Below are 22,383 nucleotides of genomic sequence, written 5' to 3'. Positions count from 1 at the left end.
GTGCGCTGGCTCGGCTCCGGACGGCAGGACTCCCTGCTCTCGGTCGAGAACACCGTCGGCGTCGCCAACCCCGGAGGCGAGGCCGTATGACCACCCACCGATCGTGCTCTCTCCACCCACCATCCTCCCGATCAGCGAAAGAGCCACGCGCATGACTGACACGCTCACCGCTCCCTCCGAGGAGTCGGCAGTCCTCGAATCCGTCCCCCGTGGCTTCCTCGCCCACGGCTGGCAACCCGCCACCGGCGGTCGCACCTTCGAGGTGCGCAACCCCGCGACCGAAAACGTCATCGCCAGCGTCGCCGACTGCGGCGCGCAAGACGCGCTCACAGCACTGGACGCGGCGGCCGACGCGGCCGAACAGTGGGCCCTCAGCAGCCCACGGGACCGGGCGACCGTCCTGCACCGGATCGCCGACGCCCTGTCCGAACACCGTGAGCGTCTGGCCCGCATCATCACGCTGGAGATCGGCAAGACGATCACCGAGGCCCGGGGTGAGGTCGACTACGCCGCGGCCTATTTCCGCTGGTACGCCGAGGAGGCGGTCCGCCCTCACGCACGCAGCACGCCCTCCCCGGACGGCAGGAGCCACATCGTCACCGTCGCCGAACCGGTCGGGCCCTGCCTGCTCATCACCCCGTGGAACGTTCCGCTGGCCATGGCCGCCCGCAAGGTCGCCGCCGCCCTCGCCGCAGGCTGCACCGCCGTGCTCAAACCGGCCGCGCTCACCCCGCTGTCCTCGCTGGTGCTGGGCGGGCTGGCACGCGAGGCCGGCGCGCCCGCAGGCGTCCTGACGGTGATCACCAGCAGCGACGCGGCAGCGGTCACCACGGCGCTGCTGGCCGACCCCCGCCTGCGCAAGCTGTCGTTCACCGGCTCAACTCCGGTCGGCAGGCTGCTGCTTCAGCAGAGTGGTGCCCGGGTGCTGCGCACCTCGATGGAGCTGGGCGGCAACGCGCCGTTCCTGGTCTTCGACGACGTCGACCTCGACCTCGCGGTCCGCGAAGCGATGATCGCGAAGATGCGGCTGGGTGGCCAGTCCTGTGTCGGAGCCAACCGGTTCCTGGTGCAGGAGGGGATCGCCGACGCGTTCGCCACGGCGCTGGGCGAACGGATCGCAGCCGTTCGGGTCGGTTCCCCGGACCGGGAGGACACCGAGCTCGGGCCGCTGGCCGACCACCGTGCGGTGGACAAGGTCCGCCACCTTGTCGAGGACGCCGTGGCCCGGGGCGCCGTTGTCGTCGGCGAGGCGGACATCCCTGACGGGCCGGGCCACTGGGCCGCTCCGACCGTGCTGGACCACGTCCCCGCCGACGCCGCGATCATGCATGAGGAGGTCTTCGGACCTGTCGCCGCCATCCACCGCTTCTCCACCGAGGCGGAGGCCCTCGCGATCGCCAACAACACCGAGCACGGCCTCGCCTCGTACGTGATGACGTCCCACATCGACCGCGCACGCCGGGTCGCCGCCCGTCTGCAGGCCGGCATGGTCGGCATCAACCGCGGCCTGGTCTCCGAGGTCGCGGCACCCTTCGGCGGGGTCAAGCAGTCCGGTCTGGGCCGCGAGGGCGGCCCCGAGGGCCTCCACGAGTACCAGCAGCTCAAGTACCTGTCCATGCCCGGCTTCAACACCTGAGCGGCGAAGGCCACCAGGCACGTGCGCCGAAGCGCGCGGCCGTCCGCTGGAACTCTTGACTCCCCCCTGAGCCGCTGCCATTCTCTGTGCCAGATAACAGCACAGTGTGCCACAATATGGCACATGGGTTCCGGGGGCTGGGGTGGATCGCCATACCCCGGGACTCCGGCGATGCGAAAGGAAAGTCCTGTGTCAGCTGCTGGAAAGCGCGTCGCGGTGGTCGGCGTGGGGACGATGGGCGGCCAGGCTGCCTGGCGGCTGGCCACCCGGGGTGCCGAGGTCGTCGGCTACGACCGGTTCGCGCCCGGCCACGACCGCAGCGCCGCAGGCGGTGAGACCCGTGTCTTCCGCAGCGTGCAGACCCACGACGGCCGCTATGTGCCGCTCGTCCGGCACGCCGACGCCCTCTGGAAGCAGTTGCAGGCGGAGACCGGGCGGGAACTGCGCCGTCTGACGGGAGCCCTGGTCATGGGGCCGGCCGACGACCCCGAGATGCGTACCGTCATGGACGGCATCGCCGAGCACGGCCTCGATCACGAGATGATCGACCCCGAGGCGATGGCGAAGCGTTTCCCGCAGTTCCGTGTCGACGACGGCGACTTGGTGGTCCTCGACTCCCACGCGGGGTTCGTCCGCCCCGAGCTGACGGTTCAGACCGCGGCCCGGCGTGCCGAGGAACTGGGCGCCCGGATCCGCCGTTACACCCCGGTGCGGGAAGTCACTCCCCTCGCCGGGGGAGGCGTGGAGATCCGCACCGACACCGACACCGAGCGCTTCGACGCCGCGGTCGTCACGCCGGGTCCCTGGGTGGGTGACCTGTTGCCCGACCTGCCGTGGGAAGTGAGCGTCTACCGCACGATCAGCGCCTGGTTCCTGCCCCACGAGGACCATCCGGCAGGCGCCGAGCGTCCCGCCTTCATCCGCTGTGGCGACACCCCCTTCTACGGCATCCCGTCCCCGGACGGCCTGGCCGTCAAGCTGGGCCTGCCCCAGCCGCACCACAAGCCCGTGGACGACCCCAACCGGCTGAACCGGACCGTCGCACCGGAAGAACTGGAGACCTTCACCACGGCGGTGCGACGCCACCTGCCCGGCCTGAATCCCGACCCGGTGCGCCTGTCGGTCTTCATGGAGGGTTACACCGACAGCACCCGCCCGCTGGTCGGTCCCCTGCCGGGCTGCGACGACATCGTCCTGCTCGCCGGCTTCTCCGGCCAGGGCTTCAAGATCTCGCCCGCCATGGGCGACATCGCCGCGGACCTCGTCCTGGAGGGCCGCACTTCCCAGCCGATCGACTTCATCACCACACAGGGCCGTACCGCGGCTTGAGCGCGGACGACGAAGTCGGCCTGACCTGCGAGGGAGATGGTCCGCCGTGGACGCCGTCGACGAGAAGATCATCGCCGAGCTGACCCGCAACGCCCGGATGCCGCACTCGGAGCTGGCCGTCAAGGTGCTGCTGTCCCGCAATGCGGTGCGCCAGCGCATCGAACGGCTGGAGCGGCAGGGCCACATCGCCGGGTACACCATCGTCCGCGCGGGCGAGGACACCGGCGATGCCGTCTCGGCGCTGGTCCTCGTCTACCGCCAGGACCGCATGCGCGGCGGCGACGTCCTGGCCGCGCTCCGGCGCATTCCGGAGGTCGTTGTCTGCGAGATCCTCAGCGGCGACTTCGACATCATGGTGCGTCTTGAGGCGGCCTCGCTCGAACGTGTACGAGGTATCTGGGAGGACATCGCCAAGATGCCCGGCGTACGGGACACCGTCACGGCGCTCACGCTGTCCAGTGTCGTCAACCGCCCGCGACGAGCGCGGAGTTCTGCGGTGCGGGGGTGAGCAGCGCCCTTGGTCGCGGATGGCGTCGCCTCGGGTACGGCGATCTCAGTGGTTGAGAATTCACCTACCGAGGTAGATCAAGTAAGGCTTGCCTTATATGCTGATCGCGCCGTGCCCATCTGAGCGGTCACGGGCTCACACTGCTCTCTCGCATGACAGGACTCCCATGCGTACGACCCCCCGCGGTCTCCTCATGACGCTTGCCCTCACCCCGCTGCTGACCGGCTGCTTCGTGTCCGGCGCAGAAGGATCCGGTTCGGACACGAACGGCGGGTCGGGCGGGCGGCTGAGGGTCGCGCTCGCCCGGCCTCCGGCGCAGGCGCTGTCGCCGTACAGCGACGACGCCACCCTGCTGGGCAAGCTCTCCGTGGTCGAAGGACTCACCGCCCTGGACAAGAACGGCGCCGCGGCTCCCGCGCTGGCGAAGTCCTGGAAGCAGGTCAGCCCCACCACCTGGACCTTCGAGCTGCGCAAGGCCACCTTCCAGGACGGCACGCCGGTCACCGCCGAGTCCGTGGTCGACTCCCTCGCCCACGCGGACGCCGCAACGCCCGAGCCCCGCGTCCTCAGTGACGTCACCCTCACCGCGAAGGCCGACGACGCCGACACGGTCACCATCAGCACCAAGGCCGCCGACCCGGTACTCCCGCTGCGCCTGGCCAGCCCGGTACTGGCCATCCTCTCCGCCAAGGCGTACGCGAAGGACGGCACCGCAAACCCGATCGGCACCGGAACCGGCCCCTTCAAGGTCACGAAGCTGATCGGCAAGTCCAAGGCCACGCTCGACCGTTACGACGACTACTGGGGCGGCAAGGCCAAGGCGCCCGGCATCGACGTCACCTGGATAGCCGACGGCACCGCCCGCGCGGGCGCCCTGCGCGCCGGCGACGTCGACATCGCCGAGTGGATCCCCACCGCCCAGGCGAAGCTGCTGGACGCGAACACCCGGCATGAGGTGCCGTCCGTACGGACCGACAGCGTCATCCTCAACACCGGCGACGGCATCTTCACCGACCCCGCGCTGCGCGCCGCCGCCCGCGAGGCCATGAACGGCTCCGCCCTGGTCGACTCGATCTTCGGCGGGTACGCCGACCCCGCGCAGGGCCTGTTCGGACCCGCCGTCTCCTGGGCGGCCGACAAGCGTGTCGAGGTCAACGGGCGCGCCAAGGCAGCGACACCGGCACAGGTCAGGTCCAAGACGAAGGGCAGGGTCCTGCGTCTGGCCGCCTTCACCAACCGCGCGGAACTGCCCGAGGCCGCCACCGTGCTGCAGCAGCAGCTGGAGAAGGCCGGGTTCACCGTCAAACAGGACGTACGCGAGTACACACAGATGGAAGCCGACCTCCTCGCCGGCAAGTACGACGCCCTGATCATGTCCCGGGTGGTGCTCCTCGACACCGGCGACGCGGTCGCCTACCTGGCGAGCGACTACACGAGCAACGGGGTGTACAACATCGCCCGTCTGAAGGACTCCAAGGTGGACCGGGCCATCACGTCCGCCGCCGAGGAAGGCGACACGGCGAAGCGCCGGCAGAAGGTCATGGCCGCCGAAGCGCAGATCCTGCGCACCGACGCCGTGGTCCCGCTGGTCCACGAGAGGGTCGTCCAGGGCATCGCCGCCGATGTCGAGGGCGTGCTCCTCGATCCGCGCGAGCGTTCCCTGATCGACGTCGAAACCCACCTGAGGTAGCGGCCGATGAGCGTCATGCCGGCCGGTACCGAGGCCCGCCCGTCCCGGTGGCGCGCGGGCCTCGGCCGCCTCACCGCCGGGGCCGCCCTGCTGACGGCCGTGGCCCTGCTGCCCTGGCTGTCCGGCAACGACCCCGCGCTGACGGTCCTGCGGGCCCGCTCCGCGGACCAGGCCCCCACGCCCGCCCAGCTCGCCTCCGTTCGCGAGCAACTGGGTCTGGACGAAGGGCCGTTCGCGCATCTCGCGCACTGGCTGGGTGGGCTGCCGCAGGGTGACGCGGGCACCTCCTGGGTGTCAGGTGAGGCGGTTTTGCCCCAGGTGACGAGCGCCTTCGCGGTCTCGGTCACGCTGACGCTGGGAGCGCTCGTCGTCACCATCGCCGTCGCCGCACTGGCCAGCGCCCGCACCCTGTATCTCGGCTCCCGGCGACGGCTGAACCGGGGGACAGGGGCCATCGGTGTCGCCGTCCTCGCCGCGCTGCCCAAGTTCCTGCTCGCCTCACTCCTGGCCACCCTGTGCGGAGTGTGGCTGGGCTGGTTCCCCTCCAGCGGGTGGGAGGGGCCGTCCTCGATGGTGCTGCCCTCACTCGCCCTCGGCGTGCCGTCCGGGGCGGTGATCGGCGGTCTGCTCGACCGGTCGCTGCCCGCCGCCTTCAACGAACCGTGGGCACGCACCTGGCACGCCAACGGCTTCCCGCCCCACCACCTCGCCCGGCAGGCACTGCGGCGCGCGCTGGCCGGTGTCCTTCCCCAACTCCTGCCCACCGTCGTGGGGTTGGTGGGCGGTGCCGTCGCAGTGGAGAAGATCTTCAACATTCCCGGCCTCGGCCGCCTCGCCCTGGATGCCGCCATTGCCCAGGATCTCCCGTCCCTGCAGACCGCGACTCTGGCCCTCGTCCTGCTCGGCGTCGTCGCCGGCCTGCTCATCCACGCCCTGCGCCGCGCGCTGCTCGGCCCGGCTCTGCGGGACGGCGCTCTGCCCGCCCTGCACGCACCGCCCCTCCCGCGGGGGCGCTGCACCCGCTGGGCCGCGGGAGCCTGTGCCGTCGCGCTTCTCGTCCTGGTCGTCGCCGGACTGCTCCGCGACCCCCTGCACCTGGACACGGCGGCCCGACTGCTCCCGCCCTCGGCCGCACACCCGCTGGGTACGGACTCCCTCGGCCGCGATCTGCTGGCACGGCTGGGCCACGGGGCGCTGCGCACGGTGGGCGTGGCCCTCGTGGTGACCGCGGTGTGCGCGCTCACCGGGCTGCTGCTCGGCATGACGGCACAGGTAGGCGCAGGGCTCACGGAAGTGGTGTCGACGATGCCTGCGGTCCTCGCCGGGATGCTGACCACCGCGGTGACCGGCCCGTCGGCCTCCGGTGCCGCCCTCGCGGTCTGCCTGGTCGGCTGGACCCCCTACGCCGCCCAGGCCGCGGCCCTGCTGGAACAGGAACGGGCCGGCGGCCACCTGCTCGCGTCCCTCTCCCTCGGCGCCGGCCCGTGTCATCTGCTCCGCCGCCACCTGCTGCCCGCCGTACTGCCCGGCGTCCTGCGCAACGCCCTGCTGCGCCTGCCCACGACGGTCCTCGTACTGGCCTCCCTCGGCTTCCTCGGTCTGGGTGAACAGCCGCCCACCGCAGAATGGGGTCGCCTCCTGTCGGAGAACCAGCCGTACGCGGAACTGGCGCCCTGGACCGTACTCTGCCCGGCCGGCGCACTCGTCCTGCTCTCCGTCCTCGCCCTCTCCGGCACCGACGCCGCGGCCGTGCGCCGCCCCACGCGGTCCGGAAAGGCGGTCACTGAACCACTTCGCTGATGTGGTTGACGCAGACCACCTTGGGCTGGGTCATCTCCTCGAAGGCGAAGTGCACGCCTTCGCGGCCCATGCTGCCGTACTTGAACCCGCCGAACGGCATGGCGTCGAGGCGGTGGTCGGACGAGTCGTTGATCATGATTCCGCCCGCTTCCAGCAGCCGGGCCGCGGTCAGGGCCCGGTCCAGGCGCGAGGTGAAGATCCCCGCGTGGAGGCTGTAGTCGATGGCGTTGGCCTGCTCGATGGCGTCCTCGAAGGACGTGAACGGCTGCAGCACGACGACCGGGGCGAACACCTCCTCCTGCCAGATCGAGCAGGTCGCCGGGACGTCTTCCAGGACGGTCGGCGCGTAGAGGGAACCGGTGACGGTGTTGCCGCACAGCAGCACCGACCCCTCGGCCACCGCCGTGTCGACCTTGGCCCGGGTGGCGGCCGCGGCCTCCCGGGTGATCATGGGGCCGACGTCGGTGCGCTCGTCGAGCGGGTCGCCGACGCGCAGCGACCCGGTGCGGGCGACGAACGCGTCGCGGAAGCGCTCGTAGATCTCGCGGGCGATCAGGATCCGCTGGGTGCCGATGCAGTTCTGGCCCGCGGCCCAGAACGCGCCCGAGACACAGCAGTCCACGGCCTCGTCGAGGTCGGCGTCGTCCATGACGATGACCGGGGCGTTGCCGCCCAGGTCCATGGCGAGCTTCTTCAGGCCCGCCGTGCGGGAGATGGCCTCGCCGGTGGCGAAACCGCCGGTGAAGGACACCATGCGCACATCGGGGGCGGCGACGATCGCGGCGGCGATGTCGGCACCGCCGTTGACGACGGTGACGATCTCCTCGGGCAGGCCGGCCTCGATGAGGGTGTCGACCAGGCGCAGCGCGGACAGCGGCGTGAGCGCGGACGGTTTCAGGATGACCGCGTTGCCGCCGGCGATGGCCGGGCCGAGTTTGTGGGCGACCAGGTTGAGGGGGTCGTTGAACGGGGTGATGGCGGCGATGATGCCCAGCGGTTCGCGGGTGAACCAGCCCTGCCGTTTCTCCGAGCCCTCGTAGGAGTCGAAGGGGATGACCTCGCCGGCGTTGCGGCGTGTCTCGGCCGCGGACAGGGACAGGGTGTTGACCGCGCGGGCGACTTCCTTGCGGGCCTGGACGATGGTCTTCCCGGCCTCGCTGACGATCAGCCGGGCGAAGGACTCGGCGCGCCGCTCGATCAGCCGGGCGGCGCGTTCCAGGACCGCGGCCCTGGAGGCCCGGGACAGCGCGGCCGCGGTGCGGCGCCCGCACCTGGCCTGCTGGAGGACGCTGCCGATGGCGGTGGCGTCGACGGTGGGCACCGAGGCGATGACCTCGCCGGTATAGGGGTTGTGCACGGGCGTGGTGTCGCTGCCCAGTTCGATGCCGGGGGGCACGGCGGTGTCAGACACGGTGAGTCTCCTGGGGAACGCGGTGAACGGGGGCGGTGTCGTCGTCCGCGTGGCGCTGGTGGACGGCGATGATGTCCGACAGCAGGGCGTAGGCGGTCTCGATGCGCCCGGCGCCCGGCCCGCAGACCGTGACGGTGCCCAGGAGGTCGGTGTGGAAGGCGACCGCGTTGACCGGACCGGAGATCCCCGCGAGCGGGTGATCGGCGGGCAGGGCGAGCGGGGCGACGCGGGCGTCGACGCTGCCGTCCTCGTGGCGGGTGGCGGAGCCGACCAGCTTCCAGCGCAGGCCCTTCGAGGCGGCGTCCCGCACCTCGTGCGGGGTGATCGCGGAGATGCCCTCGCGGAACACGTCCTCGCGGCGCAGGTCGGCGCCGAGAACCTCGTTGGCCAGGATCATGACCTTGAGCTGGACGTCGTGGCCTTCGATGTCCGCGGTGGGATCGGCCTCGGCGTACCCGAGCTCCTGAGCCTCGGCGATGGCCGCCGAAAGCTCGATGCCCCCTTCGAGGCGGCCCAGGATGTAGTTCGAGGTGCCGTTCAGGATGCCCTGGACGCCGGTGATCTGCAGGCCGCCGAACATGCGCTCGGCGGTGCGCAGGACAGGGGTGCCGCTGAGCACCGAGCCCTCGAACTCGAAGCTGACACCCCGCTCGACGGCCAGCCGCTTCAGCGCCCGGCCGGCCAGGGCGACCGGGCCCTTGTTGGTGGTGCACACATGCCTGCCCGATTCCAGGGCCCAACGCACATGGGAGACGGCGGGCTCGCCGTCGCCGGGGTTGGTGAACGTCGCCTCCACGACGATGTCGGCCGGCACCTCGCGGATCACCCACTCGTTGCGTGGATCGGCGCTGCCGCCGGCGAGGCCGGCGAAGCTCAGCTCCCCGGCCTCGGCGGCCAGCAACGGCGTCAGGTCGATGCCGTCCGTGTTCACCAGGGAACCGGCCCGCAGATCGGTGATCGCCACCACCCGCAGGTCGAAACCCAGCTCTTCGGATAGGCGTTCCCCTTTCTGGGATATCAGCTCGGCAAGCGCACGGTTGACGCCTCCGAAGCCGATGAGGGCGAGGTCGTATCGGCCCATGAGATCGCTCCTTCACAGTCCGCCGCCTTCACGGTGCGGCTGCGCAGAGCCTCCCTTGCGTCCCTGTCACCTGCTCCAGGCCGCAACGACCACATGGCATGCCGATCTGCCCTGTCGTAGGGCGATTCGCCCACCCGCGGGGGTGAGGGCCCGGCCCGCCTGACACAACGTCCGGATACCGCGTCCCGGCCGGACAGATCGCGCGTTGGCGCGACCCCGGTCCGCCGAGATGCTCGTCGGAGCGCAGCACATCCCAGCAGAACACCCGCAGAACACCCGCAGAACACCAGCAGAACACCAGCAGAACCGACGCCGAACCGCAGTAGACCGAACACCGAGGCCGGGAGACGAACATGACCGCACTGTCGCCGCACCTTCGCCAGGCCACGCCCGTGGTGGCGGCCCGGGGCGAGGGCGTCCACCTCTACGACCAGGACGGCCGCCGCTACCTCGACTTCACCGCAGGCATCGGCGTCACCAGCACCGGGCACTGCCACCCCAAGGTGGTCGCGGCGGCGCAGGAACAGGTGGGCTCGCTGATCCACGGCCAGTACACGACGGTCATGCACCAGCCGCTGCGCCGCCTGGTCGACAAGCTGGGCGAGGTGCTGCCGGCCGGCCTGGACAGCCTGTTCTTCACCAACTCCGGCAGCGAGGCCGTCGAGGCCGCGCTGCGGCTGGCCCGCCAGGCGACCGGCCGGCCCAACGTCATCGTCTGCCACGGCGGCTTCCACGGACGTACCGTCGCGGCCGCCTCCATGACGACCTCCGGTACCCGCTTCCGCTCCGGCTTCTCGCCGCTGATGAGCGGCGTGGTCGTCACCCCCTTCCCGGCGGCCTACCGCTACGGCTGGGACGAGGAGACCGCGACCAGCTTCGCCCTGAAGGAACTCGACTACACCCTCCAGACGATCTCCTCGCCCGCCGACACGGCGGCGATCATCGTCGAGCCGGTCCTCGGCGAGGGCGGCTACGTCCCCGCCAACCGTGCCTTCATGGAGGGCCTGCGCGAGCGCGCGGACCGCCACGGCTTCCTCCTCATCCACGACGAGGTGCAGACCGGCGTCGGCCGCACCGGCCGCTTCTGGGGCCACGACCACTTCGGCGTCACCCCCGACATCCTCGTCACAGCCAAGGGCCTGGCCAGCGGCTTCCCGCTGTCCGGCATCGCCGCGTCCGAGGAGCTGATGGCCAAGGCGTGGCCCGGCTCGCAGGGCGGAACGTACGGCGCCAACGCCGTCGCCTGCGCCGCGGCCTGCGCCACCCTCGACGTCGTACGCGACGAGAAGCTCGTCGAGAACGCGGAGGTCATGGGCAAGCGGCTGCGCCACGGCCTGGAGGCCGTCGCCGACCGGACGCCGGGCATCGGAGACGTGCGCGGCCTCGGGCTGATGCTCGCCACCGAGTTCGTCAACGAGGACGGCAGCCCCGACCCCGAGACCGCCGCCCGCGTCCAGCGCGCCGCCGTCGACCAGGGCCTGCTCCTGCTGCTGTGCGGCGCCTGGAACCAGGTCGTCCGCATGATCCCGGCACTCGTCATCGACGAGACCGCGGTGGACGAGGGCCTCCAGGCGTGGGCGACCGCGGTCGAGGCCGGCACATCGGGAGCGGCCGAGCGATGACGAACACCACCACGGCCCTGGAGCCGCTGGTCGGGCGGCTCGCCGAGACCGCTCCCGGCCTGCGGGTGGAGACCGGCCCCGGCTCCACCGGTCCCTACGCCTACGACGCCTCCAACTACCGGGTCCCGCCGAGGGCCGTGGTGTTTCCCCGCAGCGCCGACGACGTCGTCGCGGTGCTGCGGGCCTGCCGTGAGACCGGCATCCCCGTCACCGCACGCGGCGGTGGCACCAGCATGGCGGGCAACGCCGTCGGGCCCGGCGTCGTCCTGGACCTCTCCCGGTACCTGAACCGGATCCTGGACATCGACCCCGAGGCGCGTACCGCGCGCGTCGAGGCCGGAGTGATCCTGGACGCGCTGCGGTCCGCAACCGCCCTGCACGGGCTCACCTTCGGCCCCGACCCCTCCTCGCACAGCCGCTGCACCATCGGCGGCATGATCGGCAACGACGCGTGCGGCAACCGGTCCGTGCGGCACGGGCGTACCAGCGGGCACATCGAGGCGCTGGAGATCGTGACGGCCGACGGCGTGCGGGCCGTCGCCGACCGGACCGGACTGCGGGCCGCCGACCCGGAGGACCGGGACGCCGTCCAGCGGGTCGCCGCCCTGGAAGCGGACCTGCGCCGCCTGATCGACACCAACCTGGCGTTGCTCCGCACCGAACTGGGCCGTATCCCGCGCCAGGTCTCCGGCTACCAACTGCACCACCTGCTCCCCGAGCGCGGCTTCGACATGGCCCGCGCGCTGGTGGGCACCGAAGGCTCCTGTGCGGTCGTCACCGCCGCGACGGTCCGCCTGGTGGCGACCGCACAGGCTTCCACCCTCCTCACCCTCGGCTACGACGATGTCGTCGACGCCGCCGAGGACGTCCCCGAGATCCTGCGCCGGCACCCCACCGCCGTAGAGGGCATGGACGAGGCGATCGTCGCCACCATGCGGGCCCGGCGCGGTCCGGACTCCGTCACCGGCCTCCCCGAGGGCCGTGCCTGGCTGTACGTCGAACTCGACGGCGAGGACCAGGCGGACGTCGACGCCCGCGCCGGCGAACTGCTGGACGTGCTCAAGGCACAGGGCCGGATGACCGGTGGGCGGGTCGTGCACAGCCCGGCCGAACGGCGCTCGCTGTGGCGGGTCCGCGAGGACGGCGCAGGGCTCGCCGCCCGCCTGGTCGACGGCTCGGAGTCCTGGCCCGGCTGGGAGGACGCGGCCGTCGCCCCCGAGAACCTGGCCGCCTACCTGCGCGACTTCCGCAAGCTGCTGGCCGCGCACAGCCTGACCGGCGTGCTGTACGGGCACTTCGGCGCGGGCTGCGTCCACGTGCGTATCGACTTCGACCTCGCCACGGACACGGGGCGGGCCGCCACCCGCCGGTTCCTCTCCGAAGCCGCGGCCCTGGTCGTCGAGCACGGCGGAACCCTGTCGGGCGAACACGGCGACGGACGCGCCCGGGGCGAACTGCTGGAGGTCATGTACAGCCACCGGATGATCCGGACCTTCGCCGCCTTCAAGGAGATTTTCGACTCCGAGGGGCTGCTCAACCCCGGCGTGATCGTCGACCCGGCACCGCTCGACGCCGACCTCGCTCTGCGTGAACTCCCGCTCGTGGAGACGACGTTCACCTTTCCCCACGACGAGGACGGCTTCGCCGGCGCGGTACGCCGCTGTGTCGGCGTCGGCCGCTGCCGCAGCGACGCGGGCGGCGTGATGTGCCCGAGCTACCGGGCCACCGGGGAGGAGGACGCCTCCACCCGAGGCCGGGCCCGCCTCCTCCAGGAGATGGTGCGCGGCGGAACCGTCCAGGACGGCTGGCGCTCCCCGGAGGTGCGCGACGCCCTCGACCTGTGCCTGTCCTGCAAGGCCTGTTCCAGCGACTGCCCGGTCGGCGTCGACATGGCCACATACAAGGCGGAGTTCCTGCACCAGCACTACAAGGGCAGGCTCAGACCGCGCTCCCACTACTCCCTCGGCTGGCTGCCCCTGACGTCCAAGCTCGTCGGGTACGCGGACCGCCCGCTGAACGCGCTGCTGCGCGGACCCGTCGGCACGCTGCTCGCGCGCCTGGGCGGCGTGACCACCGAGCGCCGGATCCCGGCCTTCGCCTCCCGCCGCGCGCTGCGCCGGGCCCTGCGCGCGTCCAGGACCGGCGAACCGGCGAAGACACTGCTCTTCGTGGACAGCTTCACCCGCGCCTTCCGCCCCGAGGTGGCCGGGGCCACGAGCCGCGTACTCGCCGACGCCGGCATCCCCTGCACGGCCGAGGACGACCTGTGCTGCGGCCTGACCTGGGTGAGCACCGGACAGTTGTCCCTCGCGCGGCGCATCATGGCCCGCACCGTCGCCCGCCTGGACAACGGCGACGAACGGCCCATCGTCGTGGCCGAACCCAGCTGCGCCGCGGCACTCAAGCGTGACGTGCCCGAACTCCTCGGCACCGACGCCGCCCGGCGCGTCGCGGCCCGCGTCCACACCCTCACCGGAGCCCTCACCGATCTCGCCGAACCCGGCTGGACACCCCCGGAGCTGCCGGACGACGTCGTCCTGCAGACCCACTGCCACGAGTACGCCACCTTCCAGGGCCGCCACCCCCGCGACCTGCTCGGCCGCCTCGGTGTACGCAAGGTCGGCGAGGCCGAGGGCTGCTGCGGACTCGCCGGCAACTTCGGCTTCGAGGAACAGCACTACGACACCTCGATGGCCGTCGCCGACCTGGCCCTGAAGCCGCGCCTCGACGCCATCGACCAGGACACGCCGACGGTCGTCGTGGCCGACGGCTTCAGCTGCGCCACCCAGATCGACCACCTCGCCGGAGACCGGGGCATCCGCGCCCTGCACCTCGCTGAACTCCTCGACCCCGCCGCCGAACGACCCGGACAACCAGGAGAGAACTCATGACCGACACACCCACGCAGTTGTTCATCGGCGGCGCCTGGGTGGACGCCGCCGACGGCGCCACCATGCCCGTCGACGACCCGGCGACCGGCGAGGTCCTCTGCCATGTCGCCGACGCGGGCACGAAGGACGCGGGGCTCGCCGAGGAAGCGGCCGTGCAGGCGCAGGAGGACTGGGCGCGTACGGCACCCCGGGTGCGCAGCGAGATCCTGCGCCGCGCCTACGAGATCATCCTCGAGCGCACCGACGAGCTCGCCCACCTGATGACCTCCGAGATGGGCAAGCCGCTCGCCGAGGCCAGGGGAGAGGTGGCGTACGCTGCCGAGTTCTTCCGCTGGTTCTCCGAGGAGGCCGTCCGTATCGACGGCGGCCTCACCACCCTGCCGGACGGCCGCAACCGCATGCTGCTCTCCCGCCGCCCGGTCGGCCCCTGCCTGCTGATCACCCCGTGGAACTTCCCGCTGGCCATGGGTACCCGCAAGATCGGCCCGGCGGTCGCCGCCGGTTGCACGATGGTGCTCAAGCCGGCCCCGCAGACCCCTCTCTCCAGCCTTGCCCTCGCCGCGATCCTCAAGGAGGCAGGGCTGCCGGACGGCGTGCTGAACGTCGTCACCACCTCCCGTGCGGGGGAGGTGTGCGAACCGCTCCTGCGCGGCGGGCGGATTCGCAAGCTCTCGTTCACCGGCTCCACTGCCGTCGGACAGCTGCTGCTCGCCCAGAGCGCGGAGGCGGTCGTACGGACCTCGATGGAGCTGGGTGGCAACGCGCCGTTCGTGGTCTTCGAGGACGCCGACCTGGACAAGGCCGTGGACGGTGCGATGGTCGCCAAGATGCGCAACATGGGCGAGGCGTGCACGGCCGCCAACCGCTTCTTCGTGCACCGCTCGGTGGCGCGGGAGTTCGGGCGGCGTCTCGCCGAGCGGATGGGCGCGCTGGTCGTCGGCCCGGGCACCCGGGGCGGCGTCGACGTGGGCCCCCTGATCGACAGGCGGGGACGCGCCAAGGTGGAGGAACTCGTCGCCGACGCGGTGGAGCGCGGGGCCCAGGTACTGGTGGGCGGCCGTACCCCCGAAGGCCCCGGCTGCTTCTACCCGCCGACCGTGCTGGCCGACGTCGATCCCGGCAGCCTTCTGATGGGCACGGAGATCTTCGGTCCCGTCGCCGCGATCCTCACCTTCGACGACGAGGACGAGGTGATCCGCCGGGCCAACGACACCCCCTGGGGCCTGGTCGGCTATGTCTTCACCGAGGGCCTCGACCGGGCACTGCGGGTGAGCGAGCGGCTGGAGGTGGGCATGGTCGGGCTGAACACGGGCCTGGTGTCCAACCCCGCCGCGCCGTTCGGCGGCGTCAAGCAGTCCGGGCTGGGCCGCGAGGGCGGCCGGGTCGGGATCGACGAGTTCCTGGAGTACCAGTACCTCGCGGTGCCCGTGAGCTGATGGCGTTCATGACACTCCACGAAGGAAAGAACATGTCGTTCCTGAAAACCATCGACACCAACCCCGCGTTCGCGCCGCGCGAGTCCGGCCCGCTCCCGGAACGTCTGGTCTCCGGCGACCCCGCGTTCCTGACCTGGCCCCAGGACATCGCCCGCGGCGAGATGATCCATACGGGGGTCTGGGAGGCCACGCCCGGTGAGACGCGCTCGATCAAGGGTGAGACCTTCGAGTTCTGCCACATCCTCACCGGCGTCGTGGAACTCACGCCGGAGGGCGGCGAGCCGGTGGTCTACAAGGCGGGCGACAGCTTTGTCATGAAGCCGGGCTTCGTCGGTGTGTGGAAGACGATCGAGACGGTGCGCAAGATCTACGTGATCGTGAAGTGACGCGCGTCAGGCCAGGTGCCGGGCGGTGATCTCCGCCGCCGTCTCGGCGACCAGCCGGCCCAGCTCTGGCAGCCGGCCGGGCTCGAAGCGGGAGTCGGGCAGGGAGACGGCCACGGCGGCCAGCGGTGTCTCCTCGGCGTCGAGCACGGGTGCCGCGATGGCGCAGATGCCGTGCAGGTACTGGTTGTGGTTGACGGCGTAGCCACGCTCTCGCACGCGGCCGAGTTCCGCGCGCAGCTGCCCCGGGTCGGTGATCGTCTCCTCGCCGTAGCCCTCCAGCGTCTCGGCGGTGACCTCCGCTATGTCGGACTTCCCCAGATGGGCCAGGACGGCGTGCCCGGCGGCGGTGGCGTGCAGGGGCGAGGTGTCGCCGATGGCGTGGAAGGTGCGTACGGCGTGGTCGCAGTCGACGCGGTCGACGACGATCATGCCGTGCAGGGCGTCGGGTACCGACAGGTGGATGGTCTCGTTCACGGCGTCGCGGAGCCGGATCATGGGTTCGCGGGCGGCGGCGAACAGGCTGGAGCCCTGTAGTGCGGTCGGTCGTACGGCCAGGACGCGGGCGCCGATCTCCCAGCGGGTGGTGTCCTTGCGGTTCGCCCGCAGCCAGCCCGCCTCGTTGAGGGTGACCAGGGTGCGCTGCACGGTGGACTTCGGCAGCCCGAAGATCTTCGTCAGCTCTCCGACGGTCACGGGTTGGTGTCGGGCGACCGCCTCCAGAACCCGCAGTGACCTGGTGACGCTCTTCATTTCCATTCGATGCCCCCTCAGACCCGTGGATCCCTGGTTCTCACTTCTCGACTCCAGCCCGGAGTCATGGTCATGCTGTGTGCCGGAATGCAGCATAGCATGCCACAATGTGGTACGCGGCGAGGGTTCGACAGATCAGAGGGCCGGCCTCGCGCGTCAGCGTGCGAGGCCGGCCCTCGGGTCGACGGCTTGCGGTGTGTCGTCCGCCGTTCAGGCGCCCAGGCGGCGCTGTGAGATCTCCGCGGCGGTGTCCGCGACGAGGCGGCCCCACTTGGGCGCCCGTTCCTCGTCGTAGCGCGCCTCGGGCATGGAGATGGCCACGGCCGCCAGCGGGGTGCCGTCCTCGTCGAGTACGGCGGCGGTGACGGCGCAGACGCCCGGACGGAACTGGTTGCGGTTGATCGCGTAGCCGTCGGTGCGGATCCGGTCCAGCTCGGCGCGCAGCTCGTCGGGGTCACCGGGTGTCGTGTCGCTGAACCGCTCCAGCCCGGCCGCGATGAGTTCTTCGACGTCCCGCCTCGGAAGGTGTGCGAGAACGGCGCGCCCGACGGCTGTGGCGTGCAGGGGTGAGGTGTCGCCGATCGTGTGGAAGGTGCGCACCGGGTGGTCGCAGTCGACGCGATCCACCACGACCATGCACTGCAGGGCGTCGGGCACCGACAGGTGGATGGTCTCGTTCACCGCGTCCCGGAGGCGAACCATGGGTTCGCGGGCGGCGGCGAACAGGCTGGAGCCCTGCAGCGCGGCGGGCCGTACGGCCAGGACGCGGGCGCCGATCTCCCAGCGGGTGGTGTCCTTTCGGTTCGCCCGTAGCCAGCCGGCCTCCGCCAGTGAGACCAGCGTGCGCTGCACGGTGGACTTCGGCAGCCCGAAGATCTTCGTCAACTCCCCCACGGTTACGGGCTGATGCTGGGCGACCGCCTCCAGGATGCGAAGCGACCTGGTGACGCTCTTCATTTCCATCCGGTTTCCCCCTGTTAATCCTCGAAATTTCTGCTGGACACCCTCTTGACTCCTTGCTGAAGCCGCTGTCATTCTCTGTGCCAGATTCTAGCACAGCATTCCACATAGTGGCACGGCCTTCGGAGAGACCCCCCGGAAGTGAGCCGGACTGCGAGACGCGGCGGTTGCGAGCCACAGGTCCACAAGGGGGACCTGGCTCCCGCCGAAACCATCTCGAATCGAACAATCCTCACGTCGAAGGCTCAGCATGCGCCTCGGCGTTACGAAAGGAAAGCCCTGTGTCAGCTGCCAGGAAGCGCGTCGCGGTGATCGGCGTCGGAACGATGGGCAGTCAGACCGCCTGGCGGTTGGCGGCCCGCGGCGCCGAGGTCGTCGGATACGACCGCTACGCTCCCGGCCACGACCGCAGCGCGGCCGGCGGCGAGACCCGGATCTTCCGCAGCGCGCACTTCGAGGACTCCCGGTACGTCCCGCTCCTCAGGCACGCCGACGCCCTGTGGGAGCAGCTCCAGCAGGAGACCGGCCGTGAGCTGCGCCGGCTGACCGGATGCCTGCTCATGGGGCCGACCGACCACCAGCAGATGGCCACCGTCCTGCAGTCCATCGCCGACCACGACCTCGACCACGAGGTGCTGGACGCCGAGGGGCTCGCCAAGCGGTTCCCGCAGTACCGCATCGAGGACGGCGACGCGGCCGTGCTCGACCGCCGCGCCGGGGTCATCCGCCCGGAGCTGACGATCCAGACCGCCGCCCGCCGCGCCGAACAGCTCGACGCCGTGATCCACCGCTACACCACGGTCCGCGAGATCGTCCCCGTCGCGGGCGGCGTGGAGATCCGCACCGACTCCGGCAGTGAGCGCTTCGACACCGCCGTCGTCACGCCCGGCCCCTGGGTCAACGACCTGCTGCCCGACCTGCCGTGGGAGGTGGAGGTCCGCCGCCTCATCAGCGCCTGGTACGTGCCCACCACCCCCGACGCCTGGTTCGGCGAGGAGCGCCCGGCGTTCATCCGCACCGCCCCCACCCACTGTTACGGCCTGCCCTCCCCGGACGGCATCTCGATCAAGCTCGGACTCTCCCGCGCGCTGCACCGGCTCGCCGACGACCCCAACCAGCTGGACCGCACCGTGCGCCCCGACGAGCTGGAGATCTTCTCCGAGCTGATCGGGCGTTACCTGCCCGATCTGCACCCGGACCCCACTCGCCTCTCCGTCTACATGGAGGGCTACACCGAGAGCAGCCGCCCCCTGGTCGGCCCCCTGCCCGGCGCCGAGAACGTCATCCTCCTCGCCGGCTTCTCCGGACACGGCTTCAAACTCTCGCCCGCCTTCGGCGACATCGCCGCGGACCTCGCGCTGGACGGCGCCTCGCCCCAGCCCATCGACTTCCTCTCCACCGTCGGCCGTACGGAGGCATGACCATGCAGAACTCCCCCCTTTCCGTCGGCTCTCTGGCGGCCGGGCCCGGCACCAAGGCCCGCGGCACCCTCCGGGCCGATCTCGGCACCCTCACCGCGGACATCCCGGTGATCCTGGTCAACGGAGTCCGCCCGGGCCCCCGGGTCGTCATCACCGCCGGTGTGCACGGCGGCGAGTTCACGCCCATCGAAGCCGCCGCGCGCCTGGCGGACCTGCTGGAGCCCGAAGAGGTGAGCGGGCAGGTGATCGTCTGTCCGGTCGCCAACCCGCCCGCCGTCTACCAGGGCCGGCTCAACGTCTCCCCGGTCGACGGCGTGAACCTCAACCGGGTCTTCCCCGGCGACCCGGCGGGCGGCCCCACCGAGCGGCTGGCCGCCTGGCTCTTCACCCACCTCATCGATGGCGCCGACGTCTACATCGACCTGCACTGCGGCGGCATCGACCAAGTCCTGCGGGACTTCGTCGGCTACCGCCGCACCGGTGACCCCGACCTGGACAAGGCGACGGCCGAACTGGCAGGCTCCTTCGGCATTCAGGACGTCATCCTCGGGCTGACGCCCGAGGGCGGCAACAGCCACGCGGCCGCCGCTCGCCGGAACATCTCGGCGGTCCTCGTCGAGGTGGGCCAGCTCGGCCAGCGGGACGAGGCCACCGCCCTGCGCCGCGTCGACGGCCTGCTGAAGGCACTTCGCCATCTCGGCGTCCTCGACCAGGACGGCTCCGCCCCGGAACCGATCCGCGAGTGGGTATGGTCCGGCGGCGCCACCGCCGAGGCCACCGGCCTGTGGTACCCGGAGTTCTCCTTCGACGCCGACATCATCGGCGACGTCACCGAGGGCGACCTCCTCGGCCGCATCATCGACCCGGCCGACGGCACCGAGCACACCGTCCACGCCCCGGCCGACGGCCGGATCTTCTACGGCATGCACGCCCTCACCGTCGCCCCCGGCAAGGAACTGGCCGCCCTGGCCGTCCCGTGGAACCCCGACACGGCCGCCCGGGCCGACACCTTCCAGGCCCCCGGTATGGGCGCCGGATCAGACGAGGCGGAACCCCGCCCCTAGCCCCCCCCTTCCAGCCGCCCCCCATTCCACGTCCCCAGCAGCTCCCCTTCTCACGGCCAGTACCACCCAGGAGGCACACGATGAAAGATGCCCGAATAGACCGCAGACTGTTCCTGCGAGGAATAGGCGGGGTCACTGCGGGTGTCGCCGCCGCGACCGCCCTGTCCGCCTGCGGCACCGGCACCAGCCGGGCCGGCGCCAACAGCGGCGGCAAGGGCGGCAAGACGGTGGTCGTCCGTGACAGTGGCGGTTCCTATGGTGCGGCCCTGCAGAAGGCGATCTACACGCCGTTCACGCAGGAGACCGGTATCCAGGTGAAGGTGCTCAACCTGGACGACGCGCCGCTGCTCGCGCAGATCAAGCAGGGCCGGCCGCAGTGTGACCTCATCAACAACTCGATGATGTCGCACACCAAGTACGTGAAGCAGAACGCGCTGGAGGCGCTGGACCTCGACCGGATCAAGAGCGTGAAGAGCGCGAAGATCCCCGAGAACCAGATCACCGACCATGCCGTCGGCAGCAGCTTCTACGGCGCCTGTATGGCATATCGCACCGACGCCTTCGGGGGCAGGAAGCCGGAGTCGTGGGCGGACTTCTGGGACACCAAGGCGTTCAAGGGCGGCCGTTCGATGTGCAACCCGGACGGTGACCTGCCGGAGTTGGAGTTCGCGCTGCTGGCCGACGGCGTGCCGATGGACAAGCTGTATCCGCTGGATGTGGACCGTGCCTTCAAGGTGCTGACCCGGCTGCGGGGCGACATCAAGAAGTTCTGGGACAGCGGCCCGCTCCCCGGAGTCCTCCTGAGCCGCCAGGAAGTGACGATGTCGACCGTCTGGGACGGCCGTATCGCCGATCTGGAGAAGCAGGGAGTCCCGGTCGCCCGGCAGCTCAACGGGATGCGCCGCCAGTTCCAGGGCTATGCCATCGCCAAGGACGCGGCGAATGTGGACAACGCCTACAAGCTGATGGACTTCTCCCTGCGAGCCGAGAGCCAGGCGGCCCTGGCCAAGGCGTTCCCGTCGAACCCGTCGTCCCCGCTGGCCTACACGCAGCTCACCAACGAGGAGCGATCCGCGCTGGCGGGTGCACCGGAGTACTACGACAAGGGTTTCGACACGGACATCGACTGGTGGCTGAAGAACGAGTCGGCCGTCACCAAGCGCTGGTTGGAGTGGGCTCGTGGCTGAATTCGGTATCGCGGCGCCGTCGGTGAAGGTGGCCGGCAACAAGCCGGCCACGGCGACCGGCAAGGCGCTGTCGGTGGTGGCACTGCGCAAGACCTACGGGGACGTGATCGCTGTCGACGAGGCGTCGATGGAGATCGCGGCGGGGGAGTTCGTCACCTTCCTCGGCTCCTCGGGGTCGGGCAAGACCACGACGCTGATGATGATCGCCGGGTTCTGCGAACCCGACTCCGGCACCATCACCGTCGGCGGCCGTGACGTCACCCGGCTCGCCCCGCAAAAGCGCAACCTCGGTTTCGTCTTCCAGCAGTACCTGCTGTTCCCGCACATGACGGTCAGCGAGAACGTCGCTTTCCCGCTGACGCTGCGCGGGGTGGGCAAGGACGAGATCCGTCGGCGGGTGGGGGAGACGTTGGAGATCGCGGGTCTGTCCGGGTTCGGCGGGCGGAAGCCGCGTGAGTTGTCCGGTGGTCAGCAGCAGCGGGTCGCCCTGTGCCGGGCCCTGGTCTACCGCCCGCCGGTCATCCTGATGGACGAGCCGTTGGGGGCGCTGGACAAGAAGCTGCGTGACCAGTTGCAGGTGGAGATCAAGACGATCCAGCAGGAACTGGGCCTGACCGTCATCTATGTGACGCATGATCAGGAAGAGGCGCTGGTGATGTCGGACCGGATCGCGGTGATGCGCAATGGTCTGATCGAGCAGTTCGACACCCCTCGCGAGCTGTTCGAGCGGCCGAGGACGCCGTTCGTGGCGGACTTCCTCGGAGCGGCGAACTTCCTGCCCGGCCGTATCGAGCAGCATGACGGCGACCACACCCTGGTCCGTCTCACCCAGTCCGGCACCCTGCTGAAGGCGCGCCGCCACCAGCTGGCCATCGGCACTGAGGTCAAGGTCGCTGTGCAGCCGGGCCGGTTGCGGGCCTGCGGCGCCGATGACGGGTTCTGTACCGGCACGGTCGAGAACGCCACCTACGTCGGCACCCTGGTGCGCGCCGGGGTCCGGATCGACGGTGGTGACGGGCCGCTGCTGCGCCTGGAAGTCCCGGCCGGCCGGGGCCCCGTGGCCGGCGAGCGGGTCGGCATCAGCGCGGACCCCGAGGACGTCAACCTCTTCCCCGTCGACGAACAGGCGGGGTGAGTCATGGCTGCCACCCTCACCGCGGGCGCTCCCGCACGACCGCGCAAACTCCTCGCATCACGCCGGACCCGCGTCG

Annotated in this window: 17 protein-coding genes; 13 read left to right on the top strand and 4 right to left on the bottom strand. The window is 70.9% G+C overall.

Annotated features, from left to right (window positions below; translation table 11 throughout):
* Window positions 1-151: 151 nt before the first annotated feature.
* The 5 genes from ACFZDE_RS38585 to ACFZDE_RS38565 all read left to right on the top strand — a co-directional run bounded on the left by ACFZDE_RS38585 (window position 152) and on the right by ACFZDE_RS38565 (window position 6,963).
* Window positions 152-1,636, top strand: coding sequence for an aldehyde dehydrogenase family protein (locus ACFZDE_RS38585; RefSeq protein ID WP_391214790.1), 1,485 nt, complete (start codon window positions 152-154; stop codon window positions 1,634-1,636).
* A 189-nt stretch (window positions 1,637-1,825) separates the two neighbouring features.
* Complete coding sequence (solA, locus tag ACFZDE_RS38580; protein WP_391214782.1) at window positions 1,826-2,965, top strand: N-methyl-L-tryptophan oxidase; 1,140 nt, start codon at window positions 1,826-1,828, stop codon at window positions 2,963-2,965.
* A gap of 46 nt (window positions 2,966-3,011) precedes the next feature.
* Window positions 3,012-3,473 carry an AsnC family transcriptional regulator gene (locus ACFZDE_RS38575; protein WP_390999700.1) on the top strand — a complete coding sequence of 154 codons (462 nt, stop codon included), beginning with the start codon at window positions 3,012-3,014 and terminating at the stop codon, window positions 3,471-3,473.
* Window positions 3,474-3,639: 166 nt separating this feature from the next.
* Window positions 3,640-5,163 carry an ABC transporter substrate-binding protein gene (locus ACFZDE_RS38570; protein WP_391214768.1) on the top strand — a complete coding sequence of 508 codons (1,524 nt, stop codon included), beginning with the start codon at window positions 3,640-3,642 and terminating at the stop codon, window positions 5,161-5,163.
* Between the two features lie 6 nt (window positions 5,164-5,169).
* Complete coding sequence (locus ACFZDE_RS38565) at window positions 5,170-6,963, top strand: ABC transporter permease subunit (RefSeq protein WP_391214761.1); 1,794 nt, start codon at window positions 5,170-5,172, stop codon at window positions 6,961-6,963.
* Here the strand turns inward: ACFZDE_RS38565 and ACFZDE_RS38560 are convergent.
* On the bottom strand, window positions 6,944-8,374 hold the full coding sequence (locus ACFZDE_RS38560; RefSeq protein ID WP_391214754.1) for an aldehyde dehydrogenase family protein: 1,431 nt from the start codon (window positions 8,372-8,374) through the stop codon (window positions 6,944-6,946). The two genes, ACFZDE_RS38565 and ACFZDE_RS38560, sit on opposite strands and share 20 nt — an antisense overlap.
* Window positions 8,367-9,455: a homoserine dehydrogenase gene (locus tag ACFZDE_RS38555; RefSeq protein ID WP_391214742.1), complete on the bottom strand. Its 1,089-nt coding sequence runs from the start codon at window positions 9,453-9,455 to the stop codon at window positions 8,367-8,369. Before ACFZDE_RS38555 ends, ACFZDE_RS38560 begins: the two co-directional genes overlap by 8 nt.
* 353 nt (window positions 9,456-9,808) lie before the next feature.
* On the opposite strand from ACFZDE_RS38555, the gene ACFZDE_RS38550 reads away from it, so the two are divergent.
* Genes ACFZDE_RS38550 through ACFZDE_RS38535 form a run of 4 tightly spaced genes read left to right on the top strand, consistent with a single transcriptional unit; the run spans window position 9,809 to window position 15,790 of the window.
* Window positions 9,809-11,077 (top strand): aminotransferase class III-fold pyridoxal phosphate-dependent enzyme, encoded by a 1,269-nt coding sequence (locus tag ACFZDE_RS38550; RefSeq protein WP_391214733.1) that lies wholly within the window; start codon window positions 9,809-9,811, stop codon window positions 11,075-11,077.
* On the top strand, window positions 11,074-13,968 hold the full coding sequence (locus ACFZDE_RS38545; protein WP_391214724.1) for an FAD-linked oxidase C-terminal domain-containing protein: 2,895 nt from the start codon (window positions 11,074-11,076) through the stop codon (window positions 13,966-13,968). The genes ACFZDE_RS38550 and ACFZDE_RS38545 overlap by 4 nt, the downstream gene beginning before the upstream one ends.
* Window positions 13,965-15,404, top strand: a complete 1,440-nt coding sequence (locus tag ACFZDE_RS38540) for an aldehyde dehydrogenase family protein (RefSeq protein WP_391214716.1) — start codon at window positions 13,965-13,967, stop codon at window positions 15,402-15,404. Before ACFZDE_RS38545 ends, ACFZDE_RS38540 begins: the two co-directional genes overlap by 4 nt.
* 32 nt (window positions 15,405-15,436) lie before the next feature.
* On the top strand, window positions 15,437-15,790 hold the full coding sequence (locus ACFZDE_RS38535) for a cupin domain-containing protein (RefSeq protein WP_391214707.1): 354 nt from the start codon (window positions 15,437-15,439) through the stop codon (window positions 15,788-15,790).
* Window positions 15,791-15,796: 6 nt separating this feature from the next.
* Here the strand turns inward: ACFZDE_RS38535 and ACFZDE_RS38530 are convergent, their stop codons facing one another.
* Both ACFZDE_RS38530 and ACFZDE_RS38525 read right to left on the bottom strand, forming a co-directional pair.
* Window positions 15,797-16,540 carry an IclR family transcriptional regulator C-terminal domain-containing protein gene (locus tag ACFZDE_RS38530; protein WP_391000213.1) on the bottom strand — a complete coding sequence of 248 codons (744 nt, stop codon included), beginning with the start codon at window positions 16,538-16,540 and terminating at the stop codon, window positions 15,797-15,799.
* A gap of 210 nt (window positions 16,541-16,750) precedes the next feature.
* The gene (locus tag ACFZDE_RS38525) at window positions 16,751-17,497 is read right to left on the bottom strand and encodes an IclR family transcriptional regulator C-terminal domain-containing protein (RefSeq protein WP_391214800.1); all 747 of its coding nucleotides are present in this window, start codon (window positions 17,495-17,497) and stop codon (window positions 16,751-16,753) included.
* 284 nt (window positions 17,498-17,781) lie between these two features.
* On the opposite strand from ACFZDE_RS38525, the gene solA (ACFZDE_RS38520) reads away from it, so the two are divergent.
* From solA (ACFZDE_RS38520) to ACFZDE_RS38505, 4 genes are all read left to right on the top strand, one after another.
* Window positions 17,782-18,921, top strand: a complete 1,140-nt coding sequence (solA, locus tag ACFZDE_RS38520) for an N-methyl-L-tryptophan oxidase (protein ID WP_391214700.1) — start codon at window positions 17,782-17,784, stop codon at window positions 18,919-18,921.
* A gap of 2 nt (window positions 18,922-18,923) precedes the next feature.
* Window positions 18,924-19,985, top strand: a complete 1,062-nt coding sequence (locus ACFZDE_RS38515; protein ID WP_391214692.1) for a succinylglutamate desuccinylase/aspartoacylase family protein — start codon at window positions 18,924-18,926, stop codon at window positions 19,983-19,985.
* Window positions 19,986-20,065: 80 nt separating this feature from the next.
* Entirely contained in the window at window positions 20,066-21,172 is a 1,107-nt protein-coding gene (locus ACFZDE_RS38510; RefSeq protein WP_391214684.1) for an extracellular solute-binding protein, read from the top strand.
* Window positions 21,165-22,307, top strand: a complete 1,143-nt coding sequence (locus ACFZDE_RS38505) for an ATP-binding cassette domain-containing protein (protein WP_391214670.1) — start codon at window positions 21,165-21,167, stop codon at window positions 22,305-22,307. Before ACFZDE_RS38510 ends, ACFZDE_RS38505 begins: the two co-directional genes overlap by 8 nt.
* Window positions 22,308-22,383: the final 76 nt, after the last annotated feature.

This window comes from Streptomyces sp. NPDC007929 (assembly GCF_042959065.1).
Taxonomy (GTDB): domain Bacteria; phylum Actinomycetota; class Actinomycetes; order Streptomycetales; family Streptomycetaceae; genus Streptomyces.
Note: the sequence above shows the minus strand (reverse complement) of the source record. Positions and strands in the feature narration are given on the sequence as shown.

What these genes read in the sequence shown, in the direction of transcription:
- ACFZDE_RS38585 (WP_391214790.1), top strand. Translation starts at nt 152, where the DNA reads ATGACTGACACGCTCACCGCTCCCTCCGAGGAGTCGGCAGTCCTCGAA.
- ACFZDE_RS38570 (WP_391214768.1), top strand. Translation starts at nt 3,640, where the DNA reads ATGCGTACGACCCCCCGCGGTCTCCTCATGACGCTTGCCCTCACCCCG.
- ACFZDE_RS38565 (WP_391214761.1), top strand. Translation starts at nt 5,170, where the DNA reads ATGAGCGTCATGCCGGCCGGTACCGAGGCCCGCCCGTCCCGGTGGCGC.
- ACFZDE_RS38555 (WP_391214742.1), bottom strand. Translation starts at nt 9,455, where the DNA reads ATGGGCCGATACGACCTCGCCCTCATCGGCTTCGGAGGCGTCAACCGT.
- ACFZDE_RS38550 (WP_391214733.1), top strand. Translation starts at nt 9,809, where the DNA reads ATGACCGCACTGTCGCCGCACCTTCGCCAGGCCACGCCCGTGGTGGCG.
- ACFZDE_RS38545 (WP_391214724.1), top strand. Translation starts at nt 11,074, where the DNA reads ATGACGAACACCACCACGGCCCTGGAGCCGCTGGTCGGGCGGCTCGCC.
- ACFZDE_RS38540 (WP_391214716.1), top strand. Translation starts at nt 13,965, where the DNA reads ATGACCGACACACCCACGCAGTTGTTCATCGGCGGCGCCTGGGTGGAC.
- ACFZDE_RS38535 (WP_391214707.1), top strand. Translation starts at nt 15,437, where the DNA reads ATGTCGTTCCTGAAAACCATCGACACCAACCCCGCGTTCGCGCCGCGC.
- ACFZDE_RS38530 (WP_391000213.1), bottom strand. Translation starts at nt 16,540, where the DNA reads ATGAAGAGCGTCACCAGGTCACTGCGGGTTCTGGAGGCGGTCGCCCGA.
- ACFZDE_RS38525 (WP_391214800.1), bottom strand. Translation starts at nt 17,497, where the DNA reads ATGAAGAGCGTCACCAGGTCGCTTCGCATCCTGGAGGCGGTCGCCCAG.
- ACFZDE_RS38515 (WP_391214692.1), top strand. Translation starts at nt 18,924, where the DNA reads ATGCAGAACTCCCCCCTTTCCGTCGGCTCTCTGGCGGCCGGGCCCGGC.
- ACFZDE_RS38510 (WP_391214684.1), top strand. Translation starts at nt 20,066, where the DNA reads ATGAAAGATGCCCGAATAGACCGCAGACTGTTCCTGCGAGGAATAGGC.